The organism is Burkholderia sp. AU44665 (assembly GCF_030504405.1).
Classification (GTDB): domain Bacteria; phylum Pseudomonadota; class Gammaproteobacteria; order Burkholderiales; family Burkholderiaceae; genus Burkholderia; species Burkholderia semiarida.
In genome coordinates this window covers 50,474-66,389 of record NZ_JAUJRI010000001.1, presented here as the reverse complement: position 1 = coordinate 66,389, position 15,916 = coordinate 50,474, and the positions used below count along the sequence as shown (strand labels likewise).

At 67.7% G+C, this 15,916-nt stretch carries 12 protein-coding genes; 7 read left to right on the top strand and 5 right to left on the bottom strand.

What is annotated here, in order from left to right; genetic code table 11:
* Window positions 1-79: 79 nt before the first annotated feature.
* Window positions 80-400, top strand: coding sequence for a hypothetical protein (locus QZM15_RS00290; protein WP_011694691.1), 321 nt, complete (start codon window positions 80-82; stop codon window positions 398-400).
* A 110-nt stretch (window positions 401-510) separates the two neighbouring features.
* On the opposite strand, the gene QZM15_RS00285 is transcribed toward QZM15_RS00290, so the two are convergent.
* The 4 genes from QZM15_RS00285 to QZM15_RS00270 form a co-directional block, all read right to left on the bottom strand.
* A complete protein-coding gene (locus QZM15_RS00285) occupies window positions 511-855 on the bottom strand; it encodes a DUF4148 domain-containing protein (RefSeq protein ID WP_059582861.1) in 345 nt (114 codons plus the stop codon).
* A 197-nt stretch (window positions 856-1,052) separates the two neighbouring features.
* The gene (gene gndA / locus QZM15_RS00280) at window positions 1,053-2,465 is read right to left on the bottom strand and encodes an NADP-dependent phosphogluconate dehydrogenase (RefSeq protein WP_059582863.1); all 1,413 of its coding nucleotides are present in this window, start codon (window positions 2,463-2,465) and stop codon (window positions 1,053-1,055) included.
* A 97-nt stretch (window positions 2,466-2,562) separates the two neighbouring features.
* A complete protein-coding gene (locus tag QZM15_RS00275) occupies window positions 2,563-3,204 on the bottom strand; it encodes a DUF938 domain-containing protein (protein WP_302105551.1) in 642 nt (213 codons plus the stop codon).
* Window positions 3,201-4,103, bottom strand: a complete 903-nt coding sequence (locus QZM15_RS00270; RefSeq protein WP_059639149.1) for an NAD-dependent protein deacetylase — start codon at window positions 4,101-4,103, stop codon at window positions 3,201-3,203. The genes QZM15_RS00275 and QZM15_RS00270 overlap by 4 nt, the downstream gene beginning before the upstream one ends.
* A 1,062-nt stretch (window positions 4,104-5,165) precedes the next feature.
* Between QZM15_RS00270 and QZM15_RS00265 the strand changes: the two genes are divergently transcribed.
* Window positions 5,166-6,125: an LLM class oxidoreductase gene (locus QZM15_RS00265; RefSeq protein WP_302105550.1), complete on the top strand. Its 960-nt coding sequence runs from the start codon at window positions 5,166-5,168 to the stop codon at window positions 6,123-6,125.
* 349 nt (window positions 6,126-6,474) lie between these two features.
* Window positions 6,475-8,922 (top strand): mechanosensitive ion channel family protein, encoded by a 2,448-nt coding sequence (locus QZM15_RS00260; RefSeq protein WP_302105549.1) that lies wholly within the window; start codon window positions 6,475-6,477, stop codon window positions 8,920-8,922.
* A 33-nt stretch (window positions 8,923-8,955) separates the two neighbouring features.
* Here QZM15_RS00260 and QZM15_RS00255 read toward each other — a convergent pair whose 3' ends face one another.
* A complete protein-coding gene (locus tag QZM15_RS00255; protein WP_302105548.1) occupies window positions 8,956-9,792 on the bottom strand; it encodes a CerR family C-terminal domain-containing protein in 837 nt (278 codons plus the stop codon).
* Between the two features lie 91 nt (window positions 9,793-9,883).
* Between QZM15_RS00255 and QZM15_RS00250 the strand changes: the two genes are divergently transcribed.
* The 4 genes from QZM15_RS00250 to QZM15_RS00235 all read left to right on the top strand — a co-directional run bounded on the left by QZM15_RS00250 (window position 9,884) and on the right by QZM15_RS00235 (window position 15,858).
* Window positions 9,884-11,008: an HlyD family secretion protein gene (locus QZM15_RS00250; protein WP_302105547.1), complete on the top strand. Its 1,125-nt coding sequence runs from the start codon at window positions 9,884-9,886 to the stop codon at window positions 11,006-11,008.
* Window positions 11,001-12,587, top strand: coding sequence for an MDR family MFS transporter (locus tag QZM15_RS00245; RefSeq protein WP_060967756.1), 1,587 nt, complete (start codon window positions 11,001-11,003; stop codon window positions 12,585-12,587). Before QZM15_RS00250 ends, QZM15_RS00245 begins: the two co-directional genes overlap by 8 nt.
* A 13-nt stretch (window positions 12,588-12,600) precedes the next feature.
* Window positions 12,601-14,088 carry an efflux transporter outer membrane subunit gene (locus tag QZM15_RS00240; RefSeq protein WP_302105546.1) on the top strand — a complete coding sequence of 496 codons (1,488 nt, stop codon included), beginning with the start codon at window positions 12,601-12,603 and terminating at the stop codon, window positions 14,086-14,088.
* Window positions 14,089-14,322: 234 nt separating this feature from the next.
* Window positions 14,323-15,858 (top strand): catalase, encoded by a 1,536-nt coding sequence (locus QZM15_RS00235; RefSeq protein ID WP_059582889.1) that lies wholly within the window; start codon window positions 14,323-14,325, stop codon window positions 15,856-15,858.
* Window positions 15,859-15,916: the final 58 nt, after the last annotated feature.

The following is a 15,916-nucleotide window of genomic DNA, read 5'->3' as shown; positions in this document are numbered from 1 at the left end:
CCGTCATATTGTCCGCTTCGATCCCCGCCTATACTCGGTGATGCGCAGCGCGAATCCAACGACAACGACGAGGATGACAATGAACAACGCGACGTTTCTCTCCGTGCAGCTCGACGCCGACGATTTCGCCGGTTCCAGCGGTCTGGTCGAATTGCTCAACCGGCACCTCTTGTTCGCGACCGACGTCGCCGAAGCGGCCGATGCCCTCGTCCAGTTGGCGAGCGTCACGCATTTGACCGGCGCCACGCGCCACAGCGTCGAGCTGCCGGTCCTCGCGATCGAGCGGCTGCGCGACGCGCTCGATACGCTGAGCGGTTACGACGAAACGTGGCTGCAGGTACTGGAACCGGCCGAAGCGCTGTTCCGCGATATCGGGCGCGGCAGGCGCCCGCTGCACTGAACGGCCGCGCATCGCGCGCCGCCAATGAAAAAGCCCGCCGTACCGCATAGCGGCACGACGGGCTTTTGTACGACAGAGGGTCGGATGCGGTCGCCAGCGCGGCCGTACCATTAACGACCCTTGTAGACCGGTGCGCCGTCCGAGACGCGCTTGACTTGCCAGCCGGTCTTGGCCGGAGCCGGCGCGCCCGATTCCTGGCCTGCGGCCGGTTGCGCACCGTAGCCGGTCGTGTCGGCCGCGGCGACGTTCTGTTGCGGGTTCACGCGGGCTTCAGCAGCCTGGATGCCTTCCGGGTAGTTCGTCCGGTCGCTGCCCAGCTTGTAGCCGGCCTGTTGCAGCTGGACCAGCTCGGCCTTCACCTGGGCACGGGTGACGGGCGCGTTTTGTTGGGCGAACGAGACGGCGGGAACGGCGAGGACAGCAGCAGCAGCGAACGTTGCGATCAGCGATTTCATGATTACCTCCGGGATTTTTTTGCTCCGCCGCACACACCATGTCTGCAGCGATGGAACAGAGTTTAGTCCCGACAGCACCTAGGGAAAACCATGAAAGAGCGAAAACACTGTTTCCCCGGAGCCAACAATGTCAGCATCCGGGATAGAAAAACCCTATTCAAAGAATAGATTTTCGCAACAATGCCGCCGCAAGCCGGTTACGACCAGTTCGCGTGGAAGCTGCCCGGCTTGTCGGTGCGCTCGAACGTGTGCGCGCCGAAGAAGTCGCGCTGCGCCTGCACGAGGTTCGCCGGCAGCCGCTCGGAACGATAGCTGTCGAAATACGCGACCGCCGATGCGAAGGCGGGAACCGGCACGCCGGCCTTCACCGCGGCCACCACGACGTCGCGCAGCGCCGTCTGGTAGTTCGCGGCGATGTCCTTGAAATACGGATCGAGCAGCAGGTTCGCGAGCGCCGGATCCTTCGCATAGGCGTCGGTGATCTTCTGCAGGAAGCGCGCGCGGATGATGCAGCCCGCGCGGAAGATCTTCGCGATCGTCCCGAGGTCGAGGTTCCAGCCGTATTCTTCCGACGCCGTGCGCAACTGCGCGAAGCCCTGCGCGTACGAGATCACCTTGCTCAGATACAGTGCGCGGCGCACCGCTTCGACGAACGCGGCACGATCGCCGTCGAACGGCGCGGCGGCCGGGCCCGACAGGATCTTGCTGGCCGCGACGCGCTCGGTCTTCAGCGACGACAGCACGCGCGCGAACACCGACTCGGTGATGAGCGGCAGCGGCACGCCGAGATCCAGCGCGTTCTGGCTCGTCCACTTGCCGGTGCCCTTCTGCGCGGCGCGATCGAGGATCACGTCGACGAGGTGCTTGCCGGTCTCTTCGTCCTTCTTCCCGAAGATCTTCGACGTGATCTCGATCAGGTAGCTGTCGAGCTCGCCCTGGTTCCATTCGGTGTACACGGCGCCGAGTTCGTCGTTGGTCAGGCCCGCGACGTCCTTCAGCACCGAGTAGCTCTCGGCGATCAGCTGCATGTCGCCGTATTCGATGCCGTTGTGCACCATCTTCACGTAGTGGCCCGCGCCGTCCGGGCCCATGTACGCGACGCACGGCTCGCCGTCCGACGGCGCCTTCGCGGCGATCTGCTTGAGGATCGGTTCGACGAGGTCGTACGCGTCGCGCTGGCCGCCGGGCATGATCGACGGGCCGCGCAGCGCGCCCTCTTCGCCGCCCGACACGCCGGTGCCGATGAAATGCAGGCCCGACTGCGCGAGCTCCTGGTTGCGGCGGATCGTGTCGGTGAAGTGCGTGTTGCCGCCGTCGATCAGCACGTCGCCCTTCTCGAGCAGCGGTTTGAGCGATGCGATCGTCGCATCGGTCGCTTCCCCGGCCTTCACCATCATCAGGATCCGGCGCGGCGTTTCGAGCGACGCGACGAATTCCTCGAGCGTATGGGTCGGCACCAGATTGCGGCCGGGGAATTCGGCGATCAGTTCGTCGGTTTTCTCGCGGCTGCGGTTGTACACCGATACCGCGTAACCGCGGCTCTCGATATTGAGTGCGAGATTGCGGCCCATCACCGCGAGCCCGATCACACCGATTGCTTGTTTGCCCATTAGTCAATTCTCCGGAAAAAACGGGGCGCGACCCGAGCCGGGCCGCGCGCACAGGCGAAAGGATAGAGGAAACCCGGCGGCGCTGCGCGCTTGCGTGTCATTGCTCCGCGTGCGGCAGGCGCCGGAACACGACGCTCAGGTTGTTCGCCGGCATCTCGACGACCTCGCGGCAGTCGAGCCCGCGATCGAGCCCGAGCGCGACCACCGTCTCGAGATCGCGCACGCCCCACGACGGGTCGCGGTCGCGCAACTGCTGGTCGAAGGCCGCGTTCGACGGCGCCGTATGGCGGCCTTCGCGACGGTACGGGCCGTACAGGAACAGCACGCCGCCCGGCCTCAGCACGCGCGACGCGCCCGCGAACAGCGCTTCCGTACAGGCCCACGGCGAGATGTGGATCATGTTGATGCAGACGATCGCGTCGAGCGCCGCGACCGGCCACGGCGTGTCGCGCACGTCGAACGCCAGCGGGCCGGCGACGTTCGCGAGGCCCGTGTGCGCGATCCACGCCGCGATCGAGCGCCGCGCCTGCGCGTCGGGATCGCTCGGCTGCCAGTGCAGGCCCGTCAACGCCTGCGCGAAGTGAACGACGTGCTGCCCGGTGCCGCTCGCGATTTCGAGCACGCTGCCGCTCGCCGGCAGCACGCGGCGCAGCACGTCGAGGATCGGCCCGCGATTGCGTTCGGCCGCCGGCGCCGACAGCCGCGCGGACGGATCGGGCGAGGAAGCGGCGCCCGTCACGATGCATGCTCCGTCGTGTGGCTGTTGCTTCCGAGCCCCAGCCGCGCCACGAGCGCGTCGAGCGCGGGGGCGCAGTGCGCCTCGACCTTCAACGTCAGCATCGGGTCCGCGCGCGTATGGCCGAGATTGAGCGCGGCAACCGGCTTGTGCTGCGCCTGCGCCCACACGCAGAAGCGGTAGCCGGAATACACCATCAGCGACGAGCCGACGACGAGCAGCGCGTCGGCCGCATCGAGCGCCTGCGACGCCAGCGCCACGCGCTCGCGCGGCACGTTCTCGCCGAAGAACACCACCGCCGGCTTCAGCAGCCCGCCGCACGCGGGGCACGCCGGGATGCGGAACGTATCGAGCGCGGCCCATTCGAGATGCGCGTCGCCGTCCGCGGCCGGCTCGGCCTGCGCGCCTAGCAGATCCGGATTGTCGGCTTCGAGCACGGCCTGGATCGTCGCGCGTGCGTGATGCGCGCCGCAGTCGAGGCAGGTCACGCCGTTGATGCCGCCGTGCAGCTCGATCACGTCGTCGCTGCCCGCGCGCTGATGCAGGCCGTCGACGTTCTGCGTGACGAGGCGCTCGATCCGGCCCGCGCCGCCGAGCCGCGCCAGCGCGACATGCGACCCGTTCGGCCGCGCGCGCCCGACGACCGGCCAGCCGATCATGCTGCGCGCCCAGTAGCGGCGCCGCGCGGCATCGGAGCCGAGGAATTCCTGGAGCTGGATCGGCGGCGAGCGCATCCATTGGCCGTTGCGGTCGCGGTAGCCGGGAATGCCGGAATCGGTGCTGATGCCCGCGCCGGTCAGCACGAGCAGGCGCGGATGACGCTCGACGAACGTGTGCAGCGCATCGAGCGCGGCCGGATCGACGTCGGCGAGGGAGGAATCGGGCAAGGCTTTATCGTTCATGTTGGCAACGTGATCGGTCGTGCCGGCAGGCCGTACGCCCGCACGGGCTGGCCACGCATGCCAGCACATGATACAGAACGCCGCGCGATCGGGTGGGCCGCCGCCGCGGTAAGCCGGGGCACGAAAAACCCGCAAAAAGACGCCCATCGCCGCTCGGCGACGGGCGCTTCAACAATTGATCCATCGGGGTAGTGGATCAACTGACAGCACAATGTTGCGACGCCCGTCGTACCGCGATCGACGGACGTTCCCCGGACTTCGTGTTCCGCGCTGCCGCGCACATCGGCGCGTCACCGGCTTTCCCGATTCGATCCTGTTCGGCTGGCTCGTCACGCCGACACGATGCCCGGCGTGCAAATGGATTCGCCGCGCGACGACGTGCGTGGCGCCATGGCATGACGATTCCGGGATCCAGGCTGCGGCCATCCGCCTGCGTTCGCGGTTCATCGTCGACGGCCGATCGGCACTGGTCGGCCTCGTGCGTCACGCATACACGCCGTCGTTCAGAACGAACCCGATTGCCCGGATGGAACGGAAAGCCGCTCGTTCACGTCGCCGTCATCAACGGCGAAGCGACTACCCTGGCAGGTCGGCGATTCATGTTTGCAACACGATTCGTTGCGTTTCGGTCTTTTTTCATTCTCTTGTCCCCGTCTCCGATACATCCGACCCACTGAAGCGATTGCCGGGATCGACCTCGCCCGCGATCGCGCTCACGGCACATACAACCATGCAAGGAGCGCACCATGCTTCATGCCGCAAGGCCTCGCGGGCACCTGCAAGACCGCGAACAAGCATCGCACCCCGCCAGAAAGCGCGAACGTTTCGAAACTGAAACGTATCGCCGGGCCCGCCGGGCGTCGTCGTGCGGCCCCCGAGCCGGGCGGTCGATCACCTTACGATCGCCTTGAGATCGCCCTACGTTTGGCGCCGCGCGGCACGTCCCCGCGGGCCGGATAGCGCGAGCTTGGCCGTCCCGCTCGTCCATCGCGCAAACACGCTAGAGTCTCTTTACATAGGGAACGCCGCGCGTTCCCGCCGCCTCGCCTCCAAGGAACCGCCATGACCTCAGTCGCTGCCGCCCACCCCGACGTCGCGCATCCCGTGTTTTCGGCCGGGCGGCTGTCGATCGGCCTCACGCTTCCGCTCCTGCGCAGCGGCCACGTCGTCGCGGACTTCAACGAACAGCTCGAACTCGCGGCGCGGGCCGATTCGCTCGGCTTTCGCGCGCTGTGGATTCGCGACGTGCCGCTGAACAGCGCGGATTATCCCGACCCGGTCGGCCACCTCGACCCGTGGGTGCTGCTCGGCGCGCTCGCGGCGCGCACCCGCCGGATCGCGCTCGCCAGCGGCGCGATCGTGCTGCCGCTGCGTCATCCGCTGCATATCGCCAAAGGCGCGCTGTCGGTCGCGACGCTGTCGGGCGGCCGCTTCATCCTCGGGCTCGGCTCCGGCGACCGGCCGCCCGAATATGCGGCGTTCGGCGTCGACGCGGAAACGCGGCGCGACCGCTATCGCGCGCACTGGGACGTCGTCGCGGCCGCACTCGGCGTGCCGTCGCGCGTGCGGCCGGACGAAGCGCCGCCCGATGCGCCCGAATTCACGCTGCTGCCGCGCGGCGGCGACGCGGTGCCGATGCTTGCGGTCGGCTCGGGCGGACAGAGCGTGGACTGGATCGCACAGCATTCGATCGGCTGGATGACGTATCACCGCGATCCGGATACGCAGCGCGCCCGCTATTCGATGTGGCGCGCGGCGGTCGACCGGCTCGCCTCGCCGGCATATCGCGCGTTCGGCGTCGCGATGCGGCTCGACCTCGCCGCCCGTCCCGACACGCCCGCCACCGCGCTGCCGCTCGGTTATGCAACCGGGCGCCGCGCATTGGTCGATATCCTGCGGGACATGCGTGCGGAAGGTACGCACCATGTCACGCTGAACCTAGGATCGGACCGGCCCGTGCGCGATGTCATCGAAGAAATCGCCGAACATGTCCTGCCGGTATTTCACGACGAGCAAGCGTGATTCATCAGGAATCCAAATTCAGATGACGCGATGCGAGCGTGGGTCGCGGCCGCACGAACGCTCGCCGGGCAACGCATCGCGAGTCGGCATCGAAAGACACGCGTTACAGGCGGCTCCCCTGCGACCGGGAAAGCGGGACGTTTCCGCCGATGCCGGACGGCGGCAGTCAGCATCAGGTATCAGATACATGACTTGCGGACATGCACCGCCAGCGCCCGCACAGCCCTGTTCATACCCGATCCGAATAGTCGGCGACGGAACTATTCGCTCCCGGTCGCAATCATGTTAACTTCCGTCCATCGTTCAGCCCGGCGGGCCGCGTGACGATACGCACCTGCCTCTCCACTCCATGCGACATCTTCTCCTCGGCTGGCTGCTCGCCGCCGTCGTCTCGGCCGCCCACGCGGCCGCGCCCGCTCCCGCCGCCGCGTCGGCCGCCTCCGGCGCCGAGCCCGCACTGACGCCGCAGCAGGCGCGGCAGGCATTGAATGTGCTCGAGAACCCGCGCGAGCGCGCACAGGTCGAAACGACGCTGCGGGCCATCGCGGCCGTCGGCGCGTTGAGCGCGCCCGCCGTGCCGGCAAGCGCCGCGCCTGCCAGCGGCGCATCGGCTGCCGCGGCGCCGGCGGCGCTCACGTCGAACGGGCTCGCATCGATGCTCGTTCGCCAGGGATCGCGCTGGGCCGCCCAGATCGGCAATGCACTGCAGGAATCGCTGCGCTCGCTGCTCGATATCGGGTCGGTGGGAAGCTGGTGGCACGACAGGCTCGTGCGCGCCGACCAGCGTGCGGACCTCACTCACACGCTCGTGATCCTCCTCGCGGTGCTCGTGCCCGCGCTCTTCGTCGAATGGCTCGCGAAGCGGCTGCTGCGACGCGCGCTGGCTGCATTGGCCGCGCGCCGCGCGGCGTCCGATTCCGCCGCGTCGGACGAGGGCAACACGCCGCCGCCCGATACGTCCACCGCGCCCGACACCGCAACCGCAGGCACGGCAGACACCGCCCCTCCGTCCTCGCAAAGCCGAGGCCACGCACGCCGACACACCACGCTGCTGCACCGGATGCCGCGCGCGCTCGTGAGTCTCGCGCTGCGCGCGGTGCCGCTGCTCGTGTTCGTCGGCGTCACGAGCCTGACGATGTCGTTGCTCGATGAAGCGGACACGCCGATCGAATCCGCGCTCGAAGCATTGATCGACATCTACGTGATCTGCCGGCTCGTCACCATCGTCAGCCGACTGTTCTTCCAGCCCGATGCGCGGCAGTTGCGGCTGCTGCATATCAGCGACGCATGGGCCGATTTCGCGCAACGCTCGATCGCGCGGATCGTGATCGTGGTCGGCGCGTGCACGGCGGCCGTCGAGATCGCCGCCAACTTCGGCCTGACCGAAGCCGGCCATGTCGCGCTGCTGAAGGCCGTCGCGCTCGTCGGGCACGTGATGATCTCGGTACTGATCCTGCAGTGCCGCCGGCCGGTGGCGGCACGCATCCGCGCCGCCGGCGCGGATCGGCCGACCTTCACCGTCGTCGGCAACGCGCTCGCGGACGCGTGGGCGCCCGTCTCGGTCTTCATCGTGATGGCGCTGTGGTTCGTGTGGGCGCTCGACGTCCACAACGGCTACCGCGTGCTGATCGCGCTCGGGGGCCGCTCGATCGCCGTGATGATCGCGATGCGAATGGTGTCGATCGTCGTGTTCGGCGCGCTCGCGCGGCTGTTCCAGCGCCGCGAGGACGACCGCACGCTCGTTCATCTGCACGCGTACCGCTACTACCCGCTGCTGCGCCAGATCGTGTCGGGCGCGATCGGCATCGTGACCGTCGTACTGCTGCTGCAGATCTGGGGCGTGCCGATCTTCCGCGCGTTCGAGACGGGCACGATCGGCCACCGCCTCGCGTCCGCGCTGGTGACGATCGCGATCGCGGCAATCGTCGCGCTCGTCGTGTGGGAAGCGGCCAACATCGCGATCGAGCGCCGCCTGCAACGCTGGACGCGCGAAGGCAACCTGGTGCGCGCGGCGCGGCTGCGCACGCTGCTGCCGATGCTGCGCTCGCTGCTGTTCGTGATGATCGCGCTCGTCGTCGTGCTGACGGGCCTCAGTGAACTCGGCGTAAACGTCGGCCCGCTGCTGGCCGGCGCCAGCATCTTCGGCGTCGCGCTCGGGTTCGGCTCGCAGAAGCTCGTGCAGGATTTCATCACCGGGATCTTCCTGCTGATGGAAAACGCGATGCAGGTCGGCGACTGGGTCACGCTCGCCGGCGTATCGGGCACGGTCGAATACCTGTCGATCCGCACCGTGCGGCTGCGCGCCGGCGACGGGTCGCTGTACACGATCCCGTTCAGCTCGGTGACGACCGTCAACAACACGAATCGCGGGCTCGGCAACGCGGCCGTCAAGGTCAGCATCGCGTACGGCGAGGACATCGACCGCGCGATCGCGACGCTGAAGGAAATCGGCGCCGCGTTGCGCGACGATCCGAAATACCACGACGGCATCCTGTCGGATTTCAGCTACTGGGGTATCGATCAGGTCGATGGCGCGGCGCTCGCGCTGGCCGGGCAGATCCAGTGCACGGACTCGGCGCGCTGGAGCGTGCAGCGCGAATTCAACCGGCGGATCGCGGAAACGTTCCGCGAACGCGGGATCCGGATCGCCAATCCGCAGCGCAGCGTCGTAGCCTATGCGGATGGATCGCGGCCTGGCGGCAACGATGAGAACGACGCGCGCCCCGACACGCGGAATGCCGCCGAACCGGCAGCCCGGCCGCCGTCGCCCGACGGAGCAGAGCGCAAGCCGGGCTGATCGCGCTCGCCCGGGGCCGGCGACCGGCCGCGCTCAACGCGCGGCAGGCTTCTTCACGCGCGCCGTGCTTTTCGCGGCGGGGGGTACCGCCCCCGGCTTCGCGGCACGTGGTTTCGCCGCGGCACGCTGCCCGCGCTTCGCAGCGGTTGCCGGGCCAGCGGCACCCGCATCGCGCTGCGCATGCCATTGCTCGAGCAGCACGCGCGTCTGCTCGGCAATCGTGTCGGTTACCAGCGCCGCACGCTCGCCCTCGAATGCGTCCCATTCGAGCAACTGCAGCGCCGAACGCTGCGCGATGTGAAACACCGTGATCTGCCCGAACAGACTGAGCGCGCGCAATCGCGTGACGGGATCGTCGACAGGCCGGCCGGAGATGCGGCCGATCAGCTCGGCGCTCACGTCGTTGAGCGGCTTGCGCAAGCGCTTCATCAGGATTTCGCTCGCGCTCGCCGGCTCCTGGCCGCCCTGCTCGCGCGCGAAGAACATCCGCTGGTTCATCGTCTTCGGTGCGGTGAACATCCGGTCCGACAGCGCGCGCAGCAGCCCGACGAACGCTTCGATCAGCTCGTCGACGCTCGCGTCCGTGTCGAGCATCGCCCGCGCATGGCCGACCGCCGGCGCGAACACCGCCCAGCCGTGCTCGGCGATCGTCTCGACGCACGCGCGGTACACGCCTTCCTTGTTCTCGAAGTAGTACTGGAGCGCCGGCGCGTTCACGCCGGCCCTCGCGGCGATCTCGCGCGTCGACGCGCCCGCGAACCCGCGTTCGCCGAACAGTTCGAGCGCCGCCTCGATGATCCGCTGGCGCGTTTCGTCGCCGCGCGCGTAGCCGCCCGCCGACGTGCGGCGCAGCTTCTTCGCTTCGTTCATGCCTTCCTCGTCATTCGATCGATCGACATTCTACTTGACACAATTTTATCAACTGGAATAATTCTTCCACTTGGAATAAATTGGACTCAGCATGTCGACGCCACAAGACCCGCCACAGAAAGCAAATCGTCAGGAAAACGGAACAACGCCGCGCAACGGAAACGGCGGGAGAAGGCGGCGCATCCTGCTCGCGGTCGCCGTGCTCGCGGCCGTCGGCGGCGCGGTCTGGCTCGGCCGCTGGTGGACGGTCGGCCGCTTCATCGAGAGCACCAACGACGCGTATCTGCAAGCGGACAGCATGACCGCCGCGCCGAAGGTCGCCGGCTACGTGACCGACGTCTATGTACGCGACAACCAGCCCGTGAAGGCCGGCGATCCGCTCGTGCGGCTCGACGTGAGCCAGTATCAGGTCGCGCTCGCGCAGGCGCTCGCTACCGTCGACGCCCGCCGCGCCGATATCGCGCGCGCCGAAGCCGACATCAGCCAGCAGCGCGCGAATCTCGAGCAGGCCGAAGCGCAGGCGAAGGTATCGCGCATCAACGCGCAGCACGCAAGCGACGAGTACACGCGCTACGCGCCGCTCGCGGCGACCGGCGCCGAGACGCACGAACGCGTGGCCGACCTGAAAAGCACGCGCGACCAGGCGGCGGCGACGCTCGCCGCGAACAACGCGTCGATCGCCGCCGCCCGCACGCAGATCGCGTCGTTCACCGCACAGCTCCAGCAGGCGCGCGCGCAGCTCGAGGCCGCGCAGGCGAGCGCCGCACAGGCGCAGCTCGACCTCGACAACACGATCGTGCGCAGCACGCTCGCGGGCCGCGTCGGCGATCGCACGGTGCGCGTCGGTCAATACGTGCAGCCCGGCACGCGTCTGCTGACCGTCGTGCCGGTCGACTCGATCTATCTCGTCGCGAACTTCAAGGAAACGCAGATCGGCAACATGCGCATCGGCCAGCCCGTCGAGCTGCATGTCGACGCGCTGCCGGACGGCCCGCTGTCCGGCGTCGTCGACAGCTTCGCGCCCGGCACCGGCGCGCAGTTCGCGCTGCTGCCGCCCGAGAACGCGACCGGCAACTTCACGAAGATCGTCCAGCGCGTGCCGGTGCGCATCCGTCTCGCCGCGGATGCCCGCGCGCAGCGCATGCTGTTGCCCGGGCTGTCGGTGACGGTCGACGTCGATACGCGCTCGGCCCGCGACGAGACGCATCATGGCTGATACGTCCGCCACGATACCCATGCCGCCGCATGAAGGCCGCGCGAGCGTGACCGACTGGATCGCGGTCGCGGCCGGCGCGCTCGGCGCGCTGATGGCGACGCTCGACATCTCGATCACGAACTCCGCGCTGCCGCAGATCCAGGGCGAAATCGGCGCGACCGGCACCGAAGGCACGTGGATCTCGACCGGCTACCTGATGTCGGAAATCGTGATGATCCCGCTCGCCGCGTGGCTCACGCGCGTGTTCGGGCTGCGCAATTTCCTGCTGACCAACTCCGCGCTGTTCATCGCGTTCTCGATGATGTGCGGCTGGTCGCATTCGCTGCCGATGATGATCGCCGGCCGGATCGGCCAGGGCTTCACCGGCGGCGCGCTGATCCCGACCGCGCAGACGATCATCCGCACGCGATTGCCGCTGTCGCAGTTGCCGGTCGGGATGACGCTGTTCGGCCTGATCGTGCTGCTCGGGCCGCTGTTCGGCCCGGTGCTCGGCGGCTGGCTCGCGGAAAACGTGAACTGGAGCTGGTGTTTCTTCCTGAACCTGCCCGTGTGCCTGCTGCTGATGGCGCTGCTGGTGTTCGGGCTGCCGTCGGACCGCCCGCAATGGAGCGCATTCTTCAACGCGGACTGGCTCGGCATCTTCGGCCTCGCGATCGGCCTGAGCTCGCTGACCGTCGTGCTCGAGGAAGGCCAGCGCGAGCGCTGGTTCGAATCGCAGATGATCGTCACGCTGAGCGTCGTATCGTTCGTCGGGATGATCCTGATCGCGCTGTCGCAGCGCTTCGCGAAGCGGCCGATCATGCGGCTGTCGCTGATGCGCAACCCGCGCTACGCGAGCGTGATCGTGATCGTGTCCGCGGTCGGCGCCGGGCTGTACGGCGTGTCCTACCTGCTGCCGCAGTTCCTCGCGATCGTCGCCGGCTACAACGCGGAACAGGCCGGCGCGATCATGCTGCTGTCGGGGCTGCCGGCCTTTCTCGTGATGCCGATCCTGCCGCGCCTGCTCGGCAAGGTCGATTTCCGCATCCTCGTGATCGCGGGGCTGCTGCTGTTCTGCCTGAGTTGCATGCTCGACATCAGCCTGACCGCGCAGAGCGTCGGCCACGATTTCGTGTGGTCGCAACTGATCCGCGGCCTCGCGCAAATGCTCGCGATGATGCCGCTCAACCAGGCGTCGATGGCGGCCGTCGCGCGCGAGGATTCAGGCGATGCGGCCGGGCTCTACAACATGGCGCGCAACCTCGGCGGCTCGATCGGGCTCGCGATCATCGGCACCGTGATCGACCGGCGCACGACCTTCCATACCGCCGCGCTGCGCGAATCGGTGAGCGCGAACTCGCTGATCGGGCAGGATCGCCTGTCGGCCTATGCGGCCAACTGGTTCGCGCACACCGGCGATCTCGCGTATTCGAACATGCGCGCACTCGGCCAACTGGCGCAGCAGATCCAGATCCAGGCCATCGTGATGACCTATTCCGAAACCTTCTACCTGCTCGGCCTCGCGCTGCTCGCCTGCGTGCCGCTCGCGCTGCTGCTGCGCACGCCGCGCGGCCCGCAACCGATGTCGTCCGGCCATTGACCCGTCTTACGCGATGAAACCCTTCCCCCTGCCCCGCCGCCCCGCGCTCACCCTGTGCGCGGCCGCGTGCCTGCTCGCCGGCTGCACGGTCGGCCCCGACTACCGCGGCGCGCCCGCCGCACCGGATGCGCCGACCTTCGTGCGCGCACCGGCCACCGGCATCGACACCGCCGCGCCCGCGCCGAGCGCGTGGTGGCACGCGCTGAACGACCGCCAGCTCGACGAACTGATCGTCGCCGCGCTCGTCTACAACCCCGATCTGCACGCGGCGCAGGCGCGCTTGCGCGCGGCACGCGCGCAGCTCTCGCAACAGCGCGCCGCGCGAATGCCGAAATCGTCGGCCACCGTCGCGGCCATCCGCATGCGCGAACCGGACGTCGGCGCGCTCGGCGCGCTGCTGCCGTCGAACGACTCGGGCCAGTCGGCCGGCACGTCGCCGTCGCTCGCCGGCTCGGGGCCGCTGCAACTCTATTCGGCGGGCTTCGACGCAACCTGGGAAATCGATCTGTTCGGTGGCACGCGCCGCGCGATCGAAGCCGCATCCGCACAAGCCGAAGCGGTCGATGCCGATCTTGCCGACACGCAGGTGTCGATCGCGGCGGAAGTCGCGAATGCGTACGTCGACCTGCGCGACCAGCAGCAACGGCTTGCGTTGTCGCGGCGCACCGCGCAATTGCAGCAGCAGATGCTCGAACTCACGCAGCAGCGCCGCGCGCGCGGCGTCGCGGCCGATGCGGACATCGAGCGCCTGACGACGCAGGTCGAGAACACGCGCGCCTCGCTGATCCCGCTCGATGCCCAGGTGACCGAATCGCTCGACCGGCTCGCGATCCTGACGGGCCGCGCGCCGGGCGCGCTCGACGCCGCGCTGTCGACGCCGGACGCGGCATTGCCGACGCTGCCGGGCAGCGTCGCGATCGGCGATCCGGCCACGCTGCTGAAACAGCGCCCCGACATTCGCGCGGCCGAACGCCGGCTCGCGTCGAGCAATGCGCAGATCGGCGAGCATGTGGCCGACTATTTCCCGAAGGTGACGCTGCTCGGCGATCTTGGCTTCAGCGCGACCGACCCCGGCCACCTGTTGCGCAAGCAGAATTTCACGTGGGTCGGCGCGCCGTACCTGCAATGGAACATTCTCGACTTCGGACGCACGCGCGGCGCGGTACGTGCGGCCGAAGCATCGCGCGACGAAGCGGAAGCGAATTATCAGAAAGCCGTGCTCGATGCATTACAGGATGCCAACACCGCGTTGCAGCGTTACGGGCATCAGCGCGAACATGTGGTCGCGTTGACGAAGGTGCAGACGTCGGCCGTGCATTCGCGCGCGCTGATGGACCAGCGCTATCGCGCGGGCGTCGCGTCGATGATCGACCTGCTCGATACGCAACGCGAAGCGCTAGCCGCGCAGCAGAACGTGATCGCCGGGCAAGCCGAACTGATCAAGGACTACGTGTCGGTGCAGAAGAGTCTCGGGCTCGGATGGCAAACAGGCGCCGGTTGACGGCGCCGCCGCAAATCATGCACGACCGATGCATCATGCTCATCGAAACAATTCGGCAACAACTCATTGCGCGCGCAACAATACTGCTTCGTTTCGTGCGCAACGAACGGTTCGCGCCGCATCGTGCCCACGGCTATCGATGACATATCGAATATCAATTAGCCAATCGTCTGACGATCTCTTCTAATTCAGTCGGCTTCCCCACCACCGATCGGATCAAGGAGTTCCATCGTCATGTCCTCGTCTTCCCATCGCGTGCTGCGGCACGCAGTCGCCGCAATCTGCGTGGCACTCTCCGCTTCCCCGTACGCCGCCGAACTCACGCGCGACACCGGCGCACCCGTCGGCGACAACCAGAATTCGCAGACGGCCGGCCCCGCCGGCCCGGTGCTGCTGCAGGACTCCGCGCTCATCGAGAAACTGCAGCGCTTCGATCGCGAACGCATTCCGGAACGCGTCGTGCATGCACGCGGCACGGGCGCATTCGGCGAGTTCGTGCCGAGCGCCGACATCTCCGACCTGACGAAAGCGAAAGTCTTCACGCCGGGCACCCGCACGCCGGTGTTCGTGCGCTTCTCCACCGTGATGGGCTATCGCGGCTCGCCCGAGCAGGCGCGCGACCCGCGCGGCTTCGCGGTGAAGTTCTATACGCAGCAGGGCAACTGGGACATGGTCGGCATCAACTGGCCGGTGTTCTTCATTCGCGACGGCATCAAGTTCCCGGACTTCGTGCACGCGAACAAGCCGAGCGCCGTGACCGGCGTGCAGGATCCGAACCTCGCGTTCGACTTCTTCGCGCACACGCCCGAAGCGACCCACATGCTGACGCGGCTGTACACGGACGAGGGCATGCCCGATTCGTATCGCCGCATGGACGGCTTCGCGGTGCATGCGTTCAAGTTCGTCAATGCGCAAGGCGACGTGCACTACGTGAAGTTCCACTGGAAGAGCCAGCAAGGCGTGCACGGCCTGCGCCCGCAAGAAATCGCCGCGTCGATCGGCCGCGACTGGAACATGATGACGAACGATCTGTACGGCGCGCTGAAACAGGGTGATTTCCCGAAGTGGGACCTGTACGTCCAGGTGCTCACGCCGAAGGACCTGAACCGCTTCGATTTCGACGCGCTCGACGACACGAAGGTGTGGACCGGCGTGCCTGAACGCAAGATCGGCACGATGACGCTCAACCGCGTGCCCGACAACTACTTCCAGTCGACCGAGGAATCCGCGTTCGCGCCGTCGCGGCTCGTGCCGGGCATCGAGCCGTCCGAGGACCGGATGCTGCAGGATCGCCTGTTCGCGTACGCCGACACGCAGATGTACCGGCTCGGCGCGAACTACATGGATCTGCCGATCAACCGCCCCGTCGTGCCGGTGGTCAACAACAACCAGGACGGCACGATGAATGCCGGCGACCGCAAGGGCGAGGTGAACTACGAACCGTCGACGCTGAACGAGCTCGCGCAGGATCCGCAGTACAAGTCGGTCCGCATGGCGCTCAGCGGCACGACGCAACAGGAAGCGATCCGCAAGAAGCTGCCGTTCCGTCAGGCCGGCGAGTACTACCGCAGCCTGTCGCAGCAGGACAAGGACGACCTCGTCACCGCGCTGTCCGGCGACCTCGGCCAGGTGAAGAACGCGCAGAACCAGTACGCGATGCTCTCGTACTTCTACAAGGCCGACGCCGACTACGGTACGCGCCTCGCCCAGGCCGTTCACGCGAACGTCCAGCAGGTGCAGTCGCTCGCGGCGAAGCTGAGCGACAACTGATCCCGCGACGCCGGTCGCTGCCGACGTGCGCGATTGCGCCGCGCACGTCGGCCCGGCC

Excerpts from the sequence above, each read along its gene's own strand:
- QZM15_RS00235 (WP_059582889.1), top strand. The coding sequence starts at position 14,323 with ATGTCCTCGTCTTCCCATCGCGTGCTGCGGCACGCAGTCGCCGCAATC.
- gndA (WP_059582863.1), bottom strand. The coding sequence starts at position 2,465 with ATGGGCAAACAAGCAATCGGTGTGATCGGGCTCGCGGTGATGGGCCGC.
- QZM15_RS00240 (WP_302105546.1), top strand. The coding sequence starts at position 12,601 with ATGAAACCCTTCCCCCTGCCCCGCCGCCCCGCGCTCACCCTGTGCGCG.
- QZM15_RS00285 (WP_059582861.1), bottom strand. The coding sequence starts at position 855 with ATGAAATCGCTGATCGCAACGTTCGCTGCTGCTGCTGTCCTCGCCGTT.
- QZM15_RS00290 (WP_011694691.1), top strand. The coding sequence starts at position 80 with ATGAACAACGCGACGTTTCTCTCCGTGCAGCTCGACGCCGACGATTTC.
- QZM15_RS00265 (WP_302105550.1), top strand. The coding sequence starts at position 5,166 with ATGACCTCAGTCGCTGCCGCCCACCCCGACGTCGCGCATCCCGTGTTT.
- QZM15_RS00260 (WP_302105549.1), top strand. The coding sequence starts at position 6,475 with ATGCGACATCTTCTCCTCGGCTGGCTGCTCGCCGCCGTCGTCTCGGCC.
- QZM15_RS00245 (WP_060967756.1), top strand. The coding sequence starts at position 11,001 with ATGGCTGATACGTCCGCCACGATACCCATGCCGCCGCATGAAGGCCGC.
- QZM15_RS00250 (WP_302105547.1), top strand. The coding sequence starts at position 9,884 with ATGTCGACGCCACAAGACCCGCCACAGAAAGCAAATCGTCAGGAAAAC.
- QZM15_RS00255 (WP_302105548.1), bottom strand. The coding sequence starts at position 9,792 with ATGAACGAAGCGAAGAAGCTGCGCCGCACGTCGGCGGGCGGCTACGCG.
- QZM15_RS00270 (WP_059639149.1), bottom strand. The coding sequence starts at position 4,103 with ATGAACGATAAAGCCTTGCCCGATTCCTCCCTCGCCGACGTCGATCCG.